13 protein-coding genes are annotated in these 18690 nt (G+C 48.5%); 7 read left to right on the top strand and 6 right to left on the bottom strand.

Going from position 1 to position 18690, the window contains the following annotated elements; translation table 11 throughout:
• Positions 1-503: 503 nt before the first annotated feature.
• Positions 504-2285: an ABC transporter ATP-binding protein gene (locus C8U37_RS03275; protein ID WP_108031848.1), complete on the bottom strand. Its 1782-nt coding sequence runs from the start codon at positions 2283-2285 to the stop codon at positions 504-506.
• The gene (locus C8U37_RS03270; protein WP_108031847.1) at positions 2266-4023 is read right to left on the bottom strand and encodes an ABC transporter ATP-binding protein; all 1758 of its coding nucleotides are present in this window, start codon (positions 4021-4023) and stop codon (positions 2266-2268) included. The genes C8U37_RS03275 and C8U37_RS03270 overlap by 20 nt, the downstream gene beginning before the upstream one ends.
• A gap of 123 nt (positions 4024-4146) precedes the next feature.
• Here C8U37_RS03270 and C8U37_RS03265 point away from each other — a divergent pair, with 123 nt between their 5' ends.
• Complete coding sequence (locus C8U37_RS03265; protein WP_108031846.1) at positions 4147-4986, top strand: AraC family transcriptional regulator; 840 nt, start codon at positions 4147-4149, stop codon at positions 4984-4986.
• A gap of 383 nt (positions 4987-5369) precedes the next feature.
• On the opposite strand, the gene C8U37_RS03260 is transcribed toward C8U37_RS03265, so the two are convergent.
• From C8U37_RS03260 to C8U37_RS03250, 3 genes are read right to left on the bottom strand one after another with little or no spacing between them, the layout of a single operon-like run.
• On the bottom strand, positions 5370-6944 hold the full coding sequence (locus tag C8U37_RS03260; RefSeq protein ID WP_108031845.1) for a response regulator transcription factor: 1575 nt from the start codon (positions 6942-6944) through the stop codon (positions 5370-5372).
• A 15-nt stretch (positions 6945-6959) separates the two neighbouring features.
• A complete protein-coding gene (locus C8U37_RS03255) occupies positions 6960-8384 on the bottom strand; it encodes a sensor histidine kinase (RefSeq protein ID WP_108031844.1) in 1425 nt (474 codons plus the stop codon).
• 12 nt (positions 8385-8396) lie between these two features.
• Positions 8397-9365: an ABC transporter substrate-binding protein gene (locus C8U37_RS03250; protein ID WP_108031843.1), complete on the bottom strand. Its 969-nt coding sequence runs from the start codon at positions 9363-9365 to the stop codon at positions 8397-8399.
• A gap of 232 nt (positions 9366-9597) precedes the next feature.
• Here C8U37_RS03250 and chvE point away from each other — a divergent pair, with 232 nt between their 5' ends.
• From chvE to C8U37_RS03230, 4 genes are all read left to right on the top strand, one after another.
• Positions 9598-10686, top strand: coding sequence for a multiple monosaccharide ABC transporter substrate-binding protein (gene chvE / locus C8U37_RS03245; RefSeq protein WP_108031842.1), 1089 nt, complete (start codon positions 9598-9600; stop codon positions 10684-10686).
• A gap of 65 nt (positions 10687-10751) precedes the next feature.
• Positions 10752-12284, top strand: a complete 1533-nt coding sequence (mmsA, locus tag C8U37_RS03240) for a multiple monosaccharide ABC transporter ATP-binding protein (RefSeq protein WP_108031841.1) — start codon at positions 10752-10754, stop codon at positions 12282-12284.
• A complete protein-coding gene (gene mmsB, locus C8U37_RS03235; RefSeq protein WP_108031840.1) occupies positions 12285-13484 on the top strand; it encodes a multiple monosaccharide ABC transporter permease in 1200 nt (399 codons plus the stop codon).
• A gap of 13 nt (positions 13485-13497) precedes the next feature.
• Positions 13498-13821 (top strand): PTS sugar transporter subunit IIB, encoded by a 324-nt coding sequence (locus C8U37_RS03230; protein WP_108031839.1) that lies wholly within the window; start codon positions 13498-13500, stop codon positions 13819-13821.
• Positions 13822-13878: 57 nt separating this feature from the next.
• Here the strand turns inward: C8U37_RS03230 and C8U37_RS03225 are convergent, their stop codons facing one another.
• Complete coding sequence (locus C8U37_RS03225) at positions 13879-15120, bottom strand: helix-turn-helix transcriptional regulator (RefSeq protein ID WP_108031838.1); 1242 nt, start codon at positions 15118-15120, stop codon at positions 13879-13881.
• 148 nt (positions 15121-15268) lie between these two features.
• On the opposite strand from C8U37_RS03225, the gene C8U37_RS03220 reads away from it, so the two are divergent.
• Positions 15269-16996, top strand: coding sequence for a glycoside hydrolase family 3 protein (locus C8U37_RS03220; RefSeq protein WP_108031837.1), 1728 nt, complete (start codon positions 15269-15271; stop codon positions 16994-16996).
• 68 nt (positions 16997-17064) lie between these two features.
• The gene (locus C8U37_RS03215) at positions 17065-18420 is read left to right on the top strand and encodes an MFS transporter (protein WP_170100176.1); all 1356 of its coding nucleotides are present in this window, start codon (positions 17065-17067) and stop codon (positions 18418-18420) included.
• Positions 18421-18690: the final 270 nt, after the last annotated feature.

Raw genomic sequence — 18690 nt, 5'->3', positions numbered from 1 at the left:
AAAGACTGTTAAAAAAATCAAAAAGATGCGTTTCCAGCCTTGGAGCAGTTTAGTTGCTCTGAGGGATGGGAACGCATCTTTTTCGGGTATTTATCGATAGCGATAAACAAAATGCTGCTCGCTGGTTGTCCGATACATTGGCGTTATCGGACAACGGGAATCAAGTTTGTGTGCTGGTTGTCCGATACTTCTGCGTTATCGGACAACGGGAATCGAGTTTGTATGCTGGTTGTCCGATACATTGTAGTTATCGGACAACGGGAATCGAGTTTGTATGCCGGCTGTCCGATACATTGGCGTTATCGGACAACGAGAAGCGAGTTTGTGTGCCGGCTGTCCGATACATTGTAGTTATCGGACAATGAGAAGCGAGTTTGTGTGCCGGTTGTCCGATACATTGGCGTTATCGGACAACGAGAAGCGAGTTTGTGTGCCGGCTGTCCGATACATTGTAGTTATCGGACAACTACGACGGATAATTAAGTCCGTTAGCCCGAAAATCATCAGCCCGCCTGCAGTAGGTCGTATTGCGATTGGTAGAGATGGTGATACAAGCCTTTTTGATCCATCAGTTCTTCATGGGTGCCTGCTTCGGCGATGTTGCCGCCAGCCACGTAGAAAATCCGGGAGCTGTTTTTGATCGTTGACAGTCTGTGGGCGATGATGAAGGAAGTCCGATTTTTCAGGAGTTTCTGGAGGCCTTCCTGCAGCAGTTCCTCTGTCCGGGTGTCGATGCTGGCGGTCGCTTCATCCAGGATCAGGATCTTCGGATCGGCAAGCAAGGCCCGCGCAAAGGAAAGTAGTTGGCGTTGGCCGGCCGAAAGGGTGCTGCCGCGCTCCTCCACGACAGTATGATAGCCGTCCTTCAGGTGTTGGATGAAGTCGTGGGCGCGCACAACCTTCGCCGCCGCGATCACTTCCTCTTCGGTAGCGTCCAGCTTCCCGTAGCGGATGTTCTCCAGGATCGTGCCGGAAAAAATGAAAGTATCCTGCAGCATCACGCCCATCTGGCTGCGCAAGGAATGCAGTGTGACCTCGCGGACGTCGTGGCCATCAATTTTGACGCTGCCTTCGTTGATGTCGTAAAAACGGGTCAACAAGTTGATGATGGTAGTCTTGCCCGCTCCAGTCGGCCCGACCAAAGCGATACTTTGGCCAGGTTCGATATGGAAGTTGACCTTGTGCAGAATATCTTTGCCGTCTTCATAGCGGAAGGTGACGTCCTCGAAGTCCACTGCTCCGGAGACCGATGGCAATTCGTAGGCAGTCGGCGCATCCTGGATGGAAGGCACCTCGTCCAATGTTTCGAAAATGCGTTCCAGATAGGCTGTCGCTGTGATCAAGGAATTATAGAAATTGCCGATGTTGATGACGGGATTCCAGAAATTATTGATGTAGCCGATGAAGGCGATCAATGTTCCGGTGGACACGGATACGCCGATTTGGCGGATGCCCACAAAATAGATCAGGCAGGTCGTCAGGACGGAAATATTCAGCACACCGGGCCACATCAGAAATTGGATTTTGACGGCTTTCATCCAAGATGCACGGTATTCCTCGCTGACTTCATTGAAGATGTCATAATTGACCTGTTCCCGGGCAAACGATTGGGTGATTTTTATGCCCGAAATGCTTTCGTGAATATAGGCGTTGAGATTGGATTGTTTGTTGCTTAATATCTGAAAGGCTATCCGCTGGCGCTTCTTGATGAAAAGGACCAAGCCGAACAGCACAGGCAAGAGGGCCATACTGTACAAAGTCAAACGGACATCGATTAGTAACATGAAGCCCAGTGTGATCAAGACATTAAAAAGATCCGATATCAGATTGATAAGGCCGTTGCTCAGCAGGTCGCTCAGCGTATTGATGTAATTGACTACGCGGATCAGGATCTTGCCGTGGGGCCGGTTATCAAAGTATGCGAACGGCAAGCGTTGCAGATGCGCAAAAATATCGTAGCGCATGTCCTTGAGAATATCCTGGCCGACTTCGGTGATGGCGTAGATCCGATAGCGCATGCACCAACCGATAAGGACGAGCGAAAGCAGGAAAATTCCGCCGAGTCCCAGCAGCTGCGGGATGTTTCCTGCGGGTATCAGGTCATCGATCGCTATTTTTGTGAAATAGGGGCCCGCCATGCCGGCGATGTTCGCCAGGATGATCACAGCCAGTATCTTCGAAATAGATTTTTTGTAGGGGCGGATATAGCCGGCCAAGCGCCGGTAGTGCCCCCAATTGAATTCTTGCTCTAAGCTTTCATCGACATCATAGGTGTTGCGTGCCATTGTTTTCGCCTCCAGTCAATCCGAGTTGTTTGCAGTAAACGTCATAGTATTTGCCGCGCTTGGCCAAAAGTTCCGCATGGGTTCCTTGTTCGACGACTTGGCCTTTTTCCATCATCAGGATCAGATCCGCATCGCGAACCGAAGAAATCCGATGGGCAATGATGAAGGTGGTCTTGGATTCCGTCAAACCGAACAGTTCCTGTTGGATTTTCGATTCGGTTTCCATGTCGACCGCGGAAGTGGTGTCATCCAGAATCAGGATGGCCGGATCCTTCGCCAACGCCCGTGCCAAAGAAATGCGTTGCTTCTGCCCACCGGAAAGGCCGACGCCCCGTTCGCCGACGACAGTGGCATATCCTTGCGGCATGCTGGTGATAAAGCCATCCGCATCGGCGATCCGGGCCATCTGCTGGATGTAGGAGCGGTCCACCTGCGGATTTCCGAAAGCGATGTTGTCTTCGATTGTGTCGGAAAACAGGAAGACGTCCTGCATGACCATGGCGATGTTCGCCCGCAACTGGCGGACCGGATAGTCCTTGGCATTTTTGCCGTCGATCAGGACGGTTCCCGAAGTCGGATCGTAGAATCTGCCGACCAGATTGACTAGCGTCGTCTTGCCGGAGCCGGTTTCGCCCAAAATACCCAACGTCTGTCCGGGTGCAATCGTAAAGGAAACGTGCGACAGGATATCCGTTTCGGGGTCGTCGGAGAAGGCGAAGGAAACTTCATCGAAGGTGACGGTCCCTTTGATCCGAAGGTGTTCCTCGGCAGCCGTAACCGGGATTTGTGCTTGTGTATCAAGCATGTCGCGGATTTTGACGCAGGCCGCGGAGAAGCGCTGCACATCATTGATGAGCCAGCCGCTCATGCGCATCGGCATATTCAGCATCCACAGGAAACCGTTGAACGCGACCAGATCCCCCATGGACATCTCTCCGCGGATGACATACAGGCCGCCGAGCACCAAGGCGATCGCGTTCAGTGTCCCGGCGAAACCATCAAGCCAAGGCAGATAGGTACGGGATACGATCGCTGAATCCATATTGCGGCGTTTGAAGTCTTCGTTGTGCTTCGTGAACTTTTCGATTTCATGCTCTTCCCTTGCGAAAGCTTTGACGATGCGGTTGCCCCCGATGTTTTCTTCCACCATCGAATTCAGCCGCGAGAAACTTTCCCTGATCTGGAAAAACAAAGGGAAGGCTTTTCCGGACATCTTTTGCGTCAGGATGAAGATGACCGGCGTGACCGCCACCAACGCCAGCATCAGCGGAAAGTGGATCGTGCCCATGACTGCGACGGCCATCACGAACCAGAGGATGCTTTCAAGTATATTGTAGGTGACCCAGGAGACAAAATGGCGGATCGCGTCGGTATCCCCGGTCATCCGGGCCATGATGTCCCCGACCCGGGTATGGTTGAAGAAGTCGAAATCCAGCTCCTGCAGTTTCCGGTACATGTCCTGGCGCAGCACGAAGAGGGAATTTTGGCCGATTCGCTCGAACAGCATCTGGTAGCTGTAGCGGATGCTCGTCCGGAAGAGCGTAATGCCGATCATGATCGCCAAAATCGGCACCAACAAGTCATCCTGACCGCCATCGATGACTTTGTCGACCAATTCGCCCGCCAGAAGCGGATTGACGATGATCAGGAGGGCATTCAGGAAAATAAACAATAAAGCCAGTAAGCCTTTGGATTTGTATGCCCGTGCATAGCGCCAAATCCATTGATAATGATTCATAGGATAGTCCTCCTCAAAAAAAGTGTATGTTAACAGGTTACTGTTTTTTAGAGGAATGAGAATGGCTTTTCTTCTTCAGATTCCTGTACAATATAAGGGTATTCAACAGAAAGGACTTTTGCTATGGCTTATACACACGTACAAACATTCAATCCCGAAATTCTTTATGCATTCGACCCATTTAATGAGTCCGGAAATTATTCGAAAACGCACAGCCACAACTTCCTGGAGATCAGCATTCTTCTCGAAGGGGAAGCTGATTATTTGGTGGACGGAACGCGGCAGGATTTGGGGGAAGGCACTGTCATGCTCTTCAACCCGGGCGTCAAACATGCGGAAAGCCAAAAAGAGGGCACGTTTTCGCATCAATTGCATATCGGCTTGACGAACCTTTCGCTGAACGGGCTTCCCCGCAATCATTTTCCGAATAAGCGCGCGTTGCTGGACTTGGGCTGTTATACGGAGGCCTTCATGGAGAAGGCCTGGCGGGTGACGAAGGAGTTCAACGAGCAGCGGAGCGAATACCAGCTGATGGGGAAAGGGCTGATATTGGAAATGTTGGGGTTGTTGCTCCGCAGTCTGGAGGACGGATCCGATAACACGCTTCCCCCGGCGCTTTCCCAAACGGCCGTGCGCCAACAGCATCTGGTGAACCATGCCGTCTATTACCTGGAAAACCATCATTCTGAAGAAATCACGCTAGAACAATTGGCGCAGCAACTCTTCGTCAGTCCGGCCCATCTTTCGAAAATCTTCAAGGAAGCGACCGGCTTGAGTCCGATCCATTACCTGATCCACGTGCGCCTGAAGCATGCGAAGGAACTGCTGAAGAAGGAAGACTGGACCATCAAAGAAGTCGCCCAAGCGGTCGGCTATCAGGATGCGTACCACTTCAGCAAACTGTTCAAGAAATACTACGGCACCGCGCCTTCGCAAATCGCCAAGGAACAGCGGACGGTTTAGGGAATATTGTTACAAAGAAAGGGCTATATCAGAACCAGAACAGAATTTTCTGGTTTTGATACAGCCTCTTTATATGGAAATTTAATTTGTGCTCAGAGATACCCCACCAAAACCTATTTGGCGGGGCAAAATGTCCAAGGGCGACAAGAGATACACCTCCAAAGCCAATTTGGCGGGGAATTCCGCCTAAGTTGCTATTACGTCACGGCCAAAAAGCGGCCGTTCTCGTAATAGCCTCTTAGTGCTCATCCCCTCCCGCGATTCATCACGCTCTAGACGCGTTCGAAAAGTCAGCTCCCACTAACGTTTCACACCCCGCGAAGTGAACAAAAGAGGTTCACTTCGTGGGGTGTTCCAACGCACGGGGAGCTAATCGACTTTTCTCACGCTCTTGTATGATTTCTTCGATATTCTTTCGGTGTCTGGCCTTCTCTCTTTTTGAAGAGGTAGCTGAAATAATTGGGATCGTTGTAGCCGATATCCATCGCGATGGCAGACAGCTTGTCATCCGTCCCGGCCAATAATTCTTTGGCATGCTGCAGGCGGCATTCGGTCAGAAAATCGATGAAGGTCTGCCCCAAAGATTGCGAGAAGATGGTGCTGAAGTGCGACGGACTTAGGTTTACGGTATCGGCCACGACATTCAATGAGATGTCGGGATCGGTAAAATTCTCCTTGATGAATCCCAAAGCTTTTTGGATGACGCTCTGATATTTTACCATGGAAGGGTGGATGTGGGCCGCCATCAGGAAAGCCAACAATTTTTCGATGACTTGGGTATATTCCGCCGCATCAGCCGCCACCGCCGCCAATTGATCCAAGTCGTTCATTTTTTCCAGCAAAGGTTGCTCTGAACCGGGCTTCTTTTTCTGGACAAGGTTGCCCAGCTCGGTCAGCACGAAAAACCGGAAGAGGCGGTTGCGTTCCTCGGTATCCCCGGGCGTTCCTTGAAGCTCCAGCACCAGTTCCTCCAGTTCGTCCGCCTCGGTCTGGGCAATTTTCTGGGCCAAATCGAGTTTGAAAGGATTCGTCGGGGAAACTTCACCGTCCTTGATGTCATCCTCGTAGCTTATGATCCGCTCCGTCCGCAGCACGCCATAGGTCTGGAGCATATTCTGCGTGTAACGGTAAGCTTGCGGGATTTCGCTGAGCCGTTCGACGATTGGTCCAATCGAAACAATCAGGTCATCCGCTTCTTCATCCTTCAGTTCATGGACAAGCGTCTGAGCCAGTTGGTAACTTTTTTCCAACAGCCTGTCCGTGTCACTGTCCATCAGTAAAAACTTGATGAAGCGGGATGAGATGCTGGAGAAAATGATGCTTTCATCCGCTCCGAAGAGAAAATTCAGATAATTGCTGAAGCGGAAATAATCATCGAAGTTTTTGTCGTAATGATTGGTAGCCAACACGACACAGGTCTTTTTCCCGACCACCGAGCGCTTCAAGACGGCGGATTCCTGCAGCACTTCCGGAACCGACAGATCGCCGCGGAAGATGCCGTTCAGAAAATGATTTTTTTTCAGCTCGAAGACGAAATTATCCGCATGGGAATCCCGATCCATGACGGGTTCTTTCTGTTTGTCCAACACCGCGATGACGGCTTCGAGCGTTTGGGTCAGTTCGGTATCTCTGATCGGCTTCAAAAGATAGGCATCCGCCTGCACTTGGATGGCGGTGCGCGCGTATTCGAAATCATCGAAGCCGCTGATGAAGATGATGCGGATCCAAGGGAAGATCTTCCGAACTTCCTTGGCCAGACTGAGACCGTCCATGAAGGGCATCCGGATATCGGTCAGCAGGATGTCGGGTTTGACGTCCATGATCGAAGCCAAGGCCATTTCTCCGTCTGAGGCTTCCCCGGAAAAGATCAGCGGGTGTGTTTCGGCAAGGGACAGCAGTTGGTTCCGCAGGCTGTCGCGGATCAGGTGTTCATCCTCGACAATAAAGACTTTATACATGCTTGTTCGCTCCTTTTAGGTGATCTTCGGTACCGTCACTGTGACGGTCGTGCCTTTTCTGTAGGTGCTGTCGATATCAAGGGAAGCAACATTGCCGTAATACAACAACAAACGCTTCCTGACGTTGTAGAGGCCATACCCGCCTTCTCCGGTTTCATCAACGGTAGCTTGGGCAAGCCGTTTCCGGATTTCGAGGAGCCGTTCCTCCTGCATGCCGATGCCGTTGTCGGTCACGAAGAATTGGATCGTGTCATCGTCGTCGGTCGCTGCGACGGTCACATTTCCGGCCCGGCGGACATGCTTGGTTCCGTGGTAGACCGCATTTTCCACCAACGGTTGCAGGATCATCTTCAGAACTTCCGTCTGGAGGATTTCCTCCGGGATGTCGATGGCGAACGTCAGCATGGCGCCGTAGCGGATCTGCAGGATCGTCAGATAATCTTCGACGTGGCGGATTTCTTTCTCGACCGTGATCCAATCCTGGCCTTTGCTTAAGGAGATGCGCAGGAAATCGGAAAGGGCGTAGGTCATTGTCTTCACCTGTTCGCTGTTGCCTTGTTCGGCCAAAGACAGGATGGCATCCAAGGTGTTGTAGATGAAGTGGGGCGTAATCTGCGCCTGCAGGACGCGCAGTTCGCTCTGGGCCAGATCGAATTGCTTCACGGCGTTTTCTTCAATGAGGACACGCAAATTCTGCGCCATGTCATTCATGCTCTCCGTGACGACGCGCAACTCAGCGACTTCCGGCTCTTTTGCTTGGTAATCCAGATGCCCTTGCGAGAGTTCTTCGGAAAGCACAATCAGATCATTCAAAGGTTCCTGGATCAGTTTCGTCAGGAAACGGTCGTTCTTGCGGGCGTAATAAACGATCGTGAGCACGATAACGAGCTCGAACAGGATCAGGTAATAGAGCGATACAAGCATATCATCGCTGGTTTTTCCCGCTATTTCGATCTCGACGCGCACAAAGTCCTGCAGGATAGCATAAAGCAGGACCGTGACGGCATCGACTTGGACCATGATGGCTTCATTTTCATCGAATGGCCGTTCGTTGGCGATATTGCTTTCCATTTCGGAAATGTATTTGTCCAGCGTGTCCAAAGTCCGCAAAGCGACATCCAGTGTGGCGGATTCCTTTGCGGTAGTGGTATTGGCCTGGATCTCTTCGATGGCCTGGCGCACCTTTTCCAGCTCGTTGCCGGACTCGTAAGCGGGGACATCGATGAGTCCGAAGACCAGATCCCACAATTCCTCCAACACATTTTCCTGGACGATGGTCGAAACCGCATTCGCCTCTTCGACGTTCGCCAGTGCGCTGCGGTAAATCAGGATATTGCGCGTGTAAAAAATACTGATGACCAGTAAGGGAATCAGGGTGATGCTGAAGAGCAGCCGATTGGTCTGCTGGAAAATCTCTTTGATGCTGGCTATTTTTTCCATCATGTTGCCTCCCTAATAGTCCCTTGGCGGAATGCTGTCGAGGTTCCCCTTATCAGAGAAGACAGTTTCGGGCATATAAATTTCATCAGGGATAGTATTGCCGTTCAAATAACGCTTGATGGTGTTGCGGACATACCAACCGGCGTTCGGATTGCATTCGACGACTGAATTAACCTTGCCGGCGCGTAGGTTTTCGATCATTTCCGCTTGCCCGTCGATGGTGACAATGATGATGTCCTGGCCGGGGACGATGCCGTTTTCTTCCATTATCTCCAGTATACCCAGCGTCATCTCATCGTTATGGCTGTAAAGGACATCGATGTCTTCCCAGCCGTTCTCCTTGATGTAATTCCGGAAGACATCCTTCGCCTTGGAACGGATAAAGTCCCCTTCTAAAGAGGCGGTGATGGAGATCCGCGAATCGCGGCTTATCACTTCCATGAACCCTTCACTGCGGAAATTGGTAGGCGAAGTATTCGCAAGCCCTTTCATTTCCAAGATGTTCACGGTGGACTGTGAGCTATTTTGGAAATGATTGGTGATGTAAAGGCCAGCTCGATTTCCTTCAGCCTTGAAGCTGGAACCGATGTGCGTCAAATAAAGATCCTCTTCCTTTGTACGGATATGCCGATCGACAATTATGACGGGTATGCCCGCATCTTTTGCTTCCAACAGAACAGCATCCCAACCATTTTCCACAATCGGTGTGAAGACGATAAAATCCACTTTATAGGCGATAAAGGTGCGCATATCCTGGATTTGGCGGTCTTGATTCATGAAGCCATTCCGGTACAGCACCTCGTAGCCTTCCTTGCCTAATTCATCCAGGATCGATTCGGTGTGGCGTTTGCGCCAATTGCTCTCCGTCCCGGATTGCGAGAAGCCAACGACAATGTTCGCCGCATCTTCTTCTGTATTCGGAGCATTTGTACAGCCAGCCATCAGGAAGAGGAACAAGAGCAACCGTAATAAATATTTCATGACTGGAAAACTCCTTCCTATATTATGCAGTAAATAAAACGCTGCCATTCGAATAGTTTAGCACAGTTTATCGGACGTTCGAAAAAAATCAAAGAAAATCGGAAAAAATCCCTATGGAAACGGATACAAGTCAGGAAAAATATCAAGAAACGGAATAAGATATTGAATGTAAGCGGTATCGGTTAAGGGTACAATACGTATATCAAATAAAACAGCAGTGGAGGAATTCGGGATGAAATTCAATTGGAAAAAAAGTTTGCTTACAGCAACAACGTTACTATCCGCAGTCGTGCTAGGTGCCTGCGGAAGTGGTGACGCAGCTACAGGGGACGCCGGTTATGTCGGGATCGCGATGCCGACGAAGTCAGCCGAGAGATGGATTGCAGATGGCAACAACATGGTTACTGAATTGGAGAAATTGGGCTATAAAACGGACCTGCAATACGGTGAAGACAAAGTGGAAAACCAAGTGGCGCAGATCGAAAACATGATCACTAAAGGCGTGGATATCTTGGTCATCGCTTCCATCGACGGATCGGCTTTGACGGATGTGCTTGGAAAAGCAGCAGACGAAGGCATCGAAGTCATCGCCTACGACCGCCTGTTGATGAATTCCGAACACGTCGACTATTATGCAACTTTCGATAATTTCGGAGTCGGAGTGCTGCAAGCTTCCTACATCGAAGATGCCTTGAATTTGAGCGAAGGTGAAGGCCCATACAATATTGAATTGTTCGGCGGATCTCCAGACGACAACAACGCCTTGATCAATTACAACGGTGTGATGTCCGTGTTCCAACAATACATCGAAAGCGGCCAATTGGTCATCCCTTCCGAACAAACGAAGTTCAACCAGATCGCAACCTTGCGTTGGGACGGATCGACTGCACAAGCGCGGATGGATAACCTGTTAAGCGCGAATTACACGGATAAAACTTTGGATGCTGTCTTGTCTCCTTATGATCCGATCAGCTTGGGGATCATTTCTTCCCTTAAAGGTGTTGGCTACGGTTCAGCTGAAAAACCATTGCCGGTCATCACAGGTCAGGATGGAACGCAAGCAGGCGTGAAATCGATCATTGCCGGCGAACAGACACAAACCATCTTCAAAGATACGCGTATCTTGGCTCAAAACACAATCGAAATGATCGAAGCGATCTTCAACGAGGAAGAGGTTCCTGTAAACGATACAGAAACGTATGATAACGGCGTGAAAATCGTACCGACTTATCTGGCTAATCCGATCTCAGTCGATAAAGAAAATTATCAGGCTGAGTTGATCGATACAGACTACTATTCTGAAAAAGATTTAGGCTTATAAAAATGTGAATAATGGAGACTTCCTTCGCGATGCTGAGGAGGTCTCTTCCATAGAGGAGAGGTATTATGGCGGATTATATATTGGAGATGCGGAATATCGTCAAAGAATTTTCTGGTATCCGGGCGTTGAATGATGTGAATCTAAAAATCGAGCGTGGCGAAATTCATGCGCTCTGTGGTGAAAATGGTGCGGGTAAATCCACGCTGATGAACGTGCTGAGCGGCTTGTATCCGTACGGCAGCTATGAGGGGGATATCGTCTATAACGGCGAGCCCTGCAAATTTAAGAATCTGAAGGACAGCGAAAATGAAGGCATCGTCATCATCCACCAGGAGTTGGCGCTCAGCCCCTATCTGTCCGTAAGTGAAAATATTTTCCTGGGCAACGAACAGGCAAGGCACGGCATCATCGATTGGGATCTGACGGAGAAGAAGACGGCCAATCTGCTGAAGACAGTCGGGTTGAGAGTAAATCCGAATACGCTCGTTTCCCAGATTGGGGTCGGGCAGCAGCAATTGGTCGAAATCGCGAAAGCTTTCTCGAAATCGGTACGCCTGTTGATTTTGGATGAACCGACAGCCGCACTGAATGAGGAAGAGAGTGCCAATCTGTTGGAGTTGATCAAGGAATTCAGAAGGCAAGGGATCACGTCCATCATCATTTCCCATAAGTTGAATGAAATCGTCAATGTGGCTGACCGCATCACCATTCTGCGCGACGGCAAAACGATCGAAACGCTGGAAAAAGAGGCCATCAACGAGGAACGCATCATCCGCGGCATGGTCGGAAGGGACTTAACGAACCGTTATCCTGAACGCCATCCGAATCTCGGCGACGTCTACTTTGAAGTGAAGGATTGGACGGTCCATCATCCGATTGATGCGCACCGCGTGATGAACGACAAGATCAACTTCAATATCCGCAAAGGCGAAATCGTCGGGATTGCGGGATTGATGGGGGCAGGCCGAACCGAATTTGCGATGAGTGTCTTCGGACGCTCCTACGGCAGCAACATTTCCGGTAAAGTCTTTAAAGAAGGACAGGAGATATCGGTCAAGGATGTGCCGGCAGCCATCGAAAACGGGCTTGCCTATGTATCCGAGGACCGCAAGGCATTGGGGTTGAACTTGCTGATGGATATCCGCGAGAACACAACCCTCGCCAGTTTGGGGAAAATCAGCAAGCAGGGTGTTTTGGACAAAGAAAAAGAAGTCCAGATAGCCGAGGAATACCGCAAAAAAATGCGGACAAAGACGAGCTCGATTTACCAAAAGGTCAGCAGTCTAAGCGGTGGGAACCAACAAAAGGTGGTTCTGGCCAAATGGCTGATGACGGAACCGGATGTGCTGTTCCTGGACGAACCGACTCGCGGAATCGACGTCGGCGCCAAATATGAAATCTACACAATCATCGAGGAGATGGCTGCTGCAGGCAAATGCGTCTGCATCATCTCATCCGAGTTGCCTGAGATATTGGGTATGTGCGATCGCATCTACACGATGAATGACGGCAAATTCACGGGTGAGGTTTTACGGAAAGACGCAAACCAAGAATCGCTGATGAATCTAATGACTAGGGAAGAAGAAGGTGTATTATAGATGGAAACAACGAATGGCGTAAAAAAAGAAAAGCAAACACTTAATCTGAAAGCAAAAGCGCTGGATATTTTCAGCAAATACAGTATGGTCATCATTTTGGTCGGCCTATTGATTGCCTTTCAACTGATGACGGACGGCATCTTCTGGCGACCGCTGAACATCACGAATATCGTATTGCAAAACAGCCACATCTTGGTGCTGGCCGCTGGTATGTTATTGGTAGTTTTATTGGGACATGTCGATCTGTCTGTGGGTTCCGTGATGGCTTTCGTGGGTGCAATCTCCGGAATCTTGATGGTGAACTGGAACGTCAGCCCTTGGTTGGCGGTGCCGATCTGTATCGCGATCGGAGCAATCATCGGCGCTTGGCAAGGATACTGGGTAGCCTACTTCGGTATCCCGGCCTTCATCGTAACTTTGGCGGGATTGTTGATGTTCCGAGGGTTGACGCAAGTCGTTCTTGGCGGGCAATCCTTGGCGCCTTTCCCGGCAATATTCCAAAAGATTTCCACAGGCTATTTGCCTGATTTGACGGACGGCAGTATCCATCTGTTGACGATGATCCTGGGCGTCCTCATTGCCGCAGCGCTCGTTTTCGGCCAATGGCGCACACGCGAAAAACGCAAAAATAATCTGTTCGAAGTGGAATCGATGAACGCTTTCACGCTGAAAGCAGTCATGACAGCAGTGGTAATGATCGGTGTGACTTATATCTTCGCTTCTTACCAAGGCTATCCTGTCATTTTGGTCATCTTGGGAGTCATCGTAGCAGCCTATGCGTTCTTGACGAACAAAACCGTTGCGGGACGCCAAATCTACGCAACCGGCGGAAATCGTAAAGCGGCAGAATTGTCCGGTATCAAAACGAAAAAAATCACTTTCTGGGTGTTCGTAAACATGGGTGCGATGGCTGCATTGGCCGGCTTGATCTTGGCGGCGCGTCTGAATGCGGCCACACCGCAAGCGGGTACTTCCATGGAATTGGATGCGATGGCAGCCGTATACTTCGGCGGAGCTTCCACTTCAGGCGGGATCGGTACCATCGTGGGAACGATCGTCGGCGGTTTGGTTATGGGTGTCTTGAATAACGGGATGTCCATTCTCGGTGTCGGTGTCGACTGGCAGCAAGCGATTAAAGGTTTGATTTTGTTGCTGGCCGTCGTTCTGGATATCTACAACAAGAAAAAGAAAGCAGCATAAGGGGTTGAAGCAGATGACCGAACAAAAGACAGCCTTATTGATTTGTACGGCAGGCATCACGACCGGCTTGCTGGTGAAGAATGTGCAGAACGCGGCGGATGAAAGGGGTCTGGACATCCATGTCTACTCCGCGCCGGCGATCATCGCGGAGCAGGCGATCCAAAGCCAAGCGATCGATGCGCTGATGATCGGCCCGCAATCCAAATACGAAATCGCGCGCCTGAAAGATTTCCTGACCTATAAGGCCGTACCTTACAAGCTGATCTCGAGGGAAAATTATGAGATCCTGGACGGGGAAGCTGTTCTGGAGGAGATCATTGCGTTGATCGGGAAATAATCACAAATAATAGCCAGCACCGGGAAAAATGGTGCTGGCTATTTGCATTCAGAAAAACTATTTTTCATCTTCGGTTGAACCTGTTACGTTGTTCTGAGATAGATTCCGGCGGTATTGTCCAGGGGAGCAATTCATATGTTTACGGAACACACGAGTGAAGTAGGCTTGATCATCAAATCCGAGCGACAAGGCGATCTGTTGGATGCTGCTATTCGAATGACGGACTTCCTGCAGTGAAGCCTGAATTTTTACTTTTTGGACGAATGTAGTGAAGGAGACACCTGTCTCTTGCTTGAATTGCCTAGATAGAGAAGAACGGTTTCGCTCAAAATAGATAGCCACATCCTTGAGCGAAATAGCGCTGTCCATGTGGTTATGGATATACTGGATGACATTACGGATAATCAAAGAGCAATCGCTGTACCCATATATTTTGTACAAGAGAGCATATTCTGATAGAAGCCAACCTGCCATCCCCTGAAGACGCTCTTGATTCATTTCTGCTTGGATGCGGTGTGAACCTTTGTGCCACGTTTGATGGATTGAATAGGGAGGGATAGCGGTTGAAAGTAAGACCATTCGGCATTCCGCATTCAAGTCATGCAATAAACGCTTCAAGGATTCCAACGTTAGACCTTGGGAAGCATGGAAATCGGCTACATACTGAGGCAGTACCGTGAAGGCGGTATCCAGATTACCTAGTCGCAAAGCTTGAAAGAAGGAACGGTGTGTTTCCAGAAGTACTTCATGATATTTTTGTGTAAAAGCCAATTCCGTATCGATATAATTCCTTAAAGTATCCGCATATCTCGGTCGGAAACTATGCTGGACGATATTATTGGGATTGAAAGCGGGCAGTTCTCGACTCAAAATTACTGTAAGAACGCGAAGAATCCGTTGAAGCGGGATAATGGGCAAACCTTGGTAATAGCTCACCAGCCATTTGGACTGCGACTCATTGAGTTTGGCTCGGCGAAAGAACTTTGCTAAATTTGTTTCGGAAAAATGTTCCTCCAAAAAAGGGCCTAAGTAAAGTAATTTGGTGGCATCCGGTTCCGGAAAGCGGAACAAGATCGTTGTATATTCCAATGAACTTTTTAGACAAAGTATATGGTTGGTCGGAATGTCGGCAAAAAATTGCAGCAGCTCCTCATGAGAAGGCAAATCTTTCTTCAACAGTTCATCGCGCAGACCGAAATTGATGATATCAAAGTCTGTAAAGGGATATTCCAGCACGCGTACCGGTAAGTCGAAAACTGCCTCGAAGACATTCCGGATGTATGAATCATGATTTTCCACCAAAAAACCTCCTAATAGGCAATTAAAATATGAAAAAAGCAAATATAATCCAAAACACTAGATGAAGTGTACACTAAAATGAAAGCGTAGTCAAAAAACACTTTCTTAATGGTGAATTGACCAACGCATTATTTGGAGGAGGATTTAGATGGTGGATTTGAGAAAAAAACCTTATTATCTGAGCGAGGAAGCAGTTCAGTGGGTGGAAGACACAATCAAGGGCATGACGGAGGAAGAGAAAATCGGGCAGTTGTTCATCGGTATGATCCGTGGAATGAATGAAGAGCAGATCCAGCAACAGATAGAGGATTATACGAAGATATATCACTTGGGAGGTATCCGATACATGAACATGCCTCCAGAAGCGCTCTATCAGCAGAACACTTTGCTTCAAGCAAAATCGAAACTACCTTTACTGATTGCAGCCAATGCAGAAGCTGGAGGGAACGGAGCGGTAGGGCAAGGGACTCCAGTCGCGACCGGAGCCGCGATCGCTGCCGCGGATTCAGAGAATTTGGCATATCAAGTGGGGAAGATAGGCTCAAAAGAGGCTGCAGCTATTGGATGCAACTGGAATTTTTCACCGATTGTAGATTTGACGACCAACTGGCGGAACACTGTGGTACAAACACGGGCGTACAATGATAATCCGGATGATGTGATTCGTTATTCACGAGCTTATCTCAAAGGAACCGAAGAAGAAAATTTGATCACTTGCATCAAGCATTTTCCAGGTGACGGAACTGAGGAGAATGACCAACATTTAATGATGGGGGTTAACGATCTCGAAAAAGACGAATGGATGCGTACATTCGGAAAAGTCTTCCAAACACTTATCGATGATGGTGTTATGACGGTTATGGCAGGACATATCGCATTGCCTTCTTGGCAAAGAGCATTGTCTGTGGAACCTTTGGCGGATAAGGATATTAAGCCGGCTACTTTGAGTAATGAACTGATTACAGGTTTGCTGAAAGAGAAAATGGGGTTCAATGGATTGGTAGTGACAGATGCGTCACACATGGTCGGTTTGACCAGCTCAGCGACGCGCGGTGAATTAGTGCCAGGAACCATTGCAGCAGGTTGCGACATGTTCTTGTTCATGGACAATCCGGCCGAAGATTTCGGTTATATGTTGGAAGGATACCGAAATGGAATAATCACTGAAGAACGGCTCGAGGATGCACTGATGCGTATCCTAGGACTGAAAGCAAAGAAAAATCTTCACAAAAAGCAAGCAGAAGGAACTTTGATGCCTCCGAAAGAAGGGTTATCCGTAATCAGCTCTACAGAACATAAAGAGATTGCGCGCCAAGCGGCGGATGCCTATATTACGTTGGTGAAGGATTCACAAAGCATGCTACCGTTGACCATCCAAAAACATCGCCGCATTCAACTTATTTTCATTGAAGGGGATGGAATGGTTGTGGCCGGAAAAGCCATGGGAACAGATTCCAGCAAAACTAAAAAAACATTGATCGAAGGCTTGCAGAAAAAAGGATTTGAAGTTGAGGAGCTTGTGGCTACAGACATCCTGACTGCGCAGAAGTTAAGTGCAGGCCAAATGCGGGAGCAGTATGATGCTGTTCTGGTTGTTCTGGATGTGGTGAGTTTCGTTATGGTCAATTCCGTCCGCATCAAATGGCCGACACCTGTGCAACAGCCATGGTATGTGAAAGAAGTTCCGACCGCCTTTATCAGTCTGAATTTGACTAATCATCTGATCGATTTGACGATGAGCCGTACGTATATAAATGCACATATGGACCATGATAGCGCAGTCGAAATGCTGATTGAAAAGTTGGTCGGCAATAGTGCGTTCAAGGGACGTTCGAATGAAAATGTTTGGTGTGGACGCTGGGATACGAAACTTTAGGGGGAAAAAGAATGGATCAAACAGAATTGGATGTTGTTTCATTGGAGCAGGATGTACGCCCATTCGGTATGAAAGACAAAATCGGCTACATGCTTGGGAATATAGGGAATGACTTCACCTTCCAACTCGCTTCAACTTATTTAATGATTTTCTTGACGAATGTATACGGTATCAGTCCAGCATTTGTAGGAACTTTGTTTTTGGGCGCGCGCTTGTTGGATGCTTTTACGGATATCGGGATGGGAGTCATTGTCGATCAAAGTCAACCGACCAAAGATGGGCGCTTCCTTCCTTGGGTAAAAAGGATGGCATTGCCGGTGTCACTGGCGAGCCTGATGATGTACAACATTTTCATTACGGATTGGTCGATGGGTGCAAAAATGACTTATGCCGCAATAACGTATGTTATCTGGGGAAGCATAACTTATACCGGCATAAATATTCCCTATGGCTCTATGGCTGCTGTTATTTCTTCTAAAGCAGCCGATCGAGCGGCTTTATCTACTTTCCGTACATTAGGTTCTCTGCTTGCGGGTTTATTGGTGGGAGTGTTGGTTCCGATTGTGATTTATACTAAGGATGTATCCGGTAATCGAGTCGTAAATGGGAACAATTTCTTCATAGCTGCTGTTGCTTTCAGTATCATTGCTTTTATCTGTTATATGTTATTCGCCAAATTAAGTGTTGAGCGGGTATCTTTGCCCGTGCAGGAAAAACAAAAATTGAATCTGAAGGATGATCTAAAGGATTTAATCAAAGACCGTGCTTTTATTGCGGTGATTTTGAATGCATTGTTGATTTTGGTTGCCCAGTTATCTGCAGGAACACTCAATCAATATCTGTTCCTCGTTTATTTCAAGAATACAGCGCTCTTGCCGCTTATTAACCTGATCAGTCTGGTGGGCATGGCGGCTATGGTTCCATTCGTAGGCAAAATCACGAAGCGCTTTGGTAAAAAAGAGGGTGGGTATAGAGGTCTGTACATTGCTTCAGCAATCTATTTCGGCCTATTCCTTATTCGCCCTTCAAATCCCTGGATATTCGCCATCGGAGTGCTTTTTGCAGGAATCGCCGTGAGTTATTATGTCATGGTATCCTATGCCTATATCACCGATGTCAGCGATAATTTTCAGATTCATACCGGAAAGAGAAAAGATGGGACAATTTATTCCGTATACTCTTTTGTGCGTAAATTAGGCCAAGCTTTGGCAGGCGGGATTGGAGGTTGGGCGCTGGCTTTCATCGGATATAATCAAACTGCGCTCCTCCAGACTGCTAGCGTAGAATCTAATATTTTCTTGATTTCTGTTGGTATACCTGCAGTTTGTTACCTGTTGGGTGCCATCGTTCTGAATTTCTTATTCCCATTGAATAAGAAAAAAATAGAAGAAAATGAACGCATTATCCAGAATATGGAACATTGAAGGGAAATTCCCAAATAAATTAAGCTAGGTTTGAGCGCATTCTCTTCGAATGACTTTCAAACCTAGCTTTTTTGATTTGCCCTGCTTGAAGGGGTTATGATGGAATCAGCTATAATTCAGTAGTTTCCCTAACGGCGTAGAAGTTTCCGTCCCTGTCTGGAAAGTTGAAGGTCCGGGCGCCGCCCATTTCGATGATTTCGCCGACCGTCTCGTTGTTTTCCTTGAAGCGCGCGTACAGCCCATCAAAATTCGCGATGTCGAACAATAAGG

This window comes from Trichococcus patagoniensis, assembly GCF_003051085.1.
In the GTDB taxonomy this organism is placed as follows: domain Bacteria; phylum Bacillota; class Bacilli; order Lactobacillales; family Aerococcaceae; genus Trichococcus; species Trichococcus patagoniensis.
The sequence above is the reverse complement of the archived record's forward strand: the minus strand, read 5'-3'. Positions and strand labels throughout refer to the sequence as shown.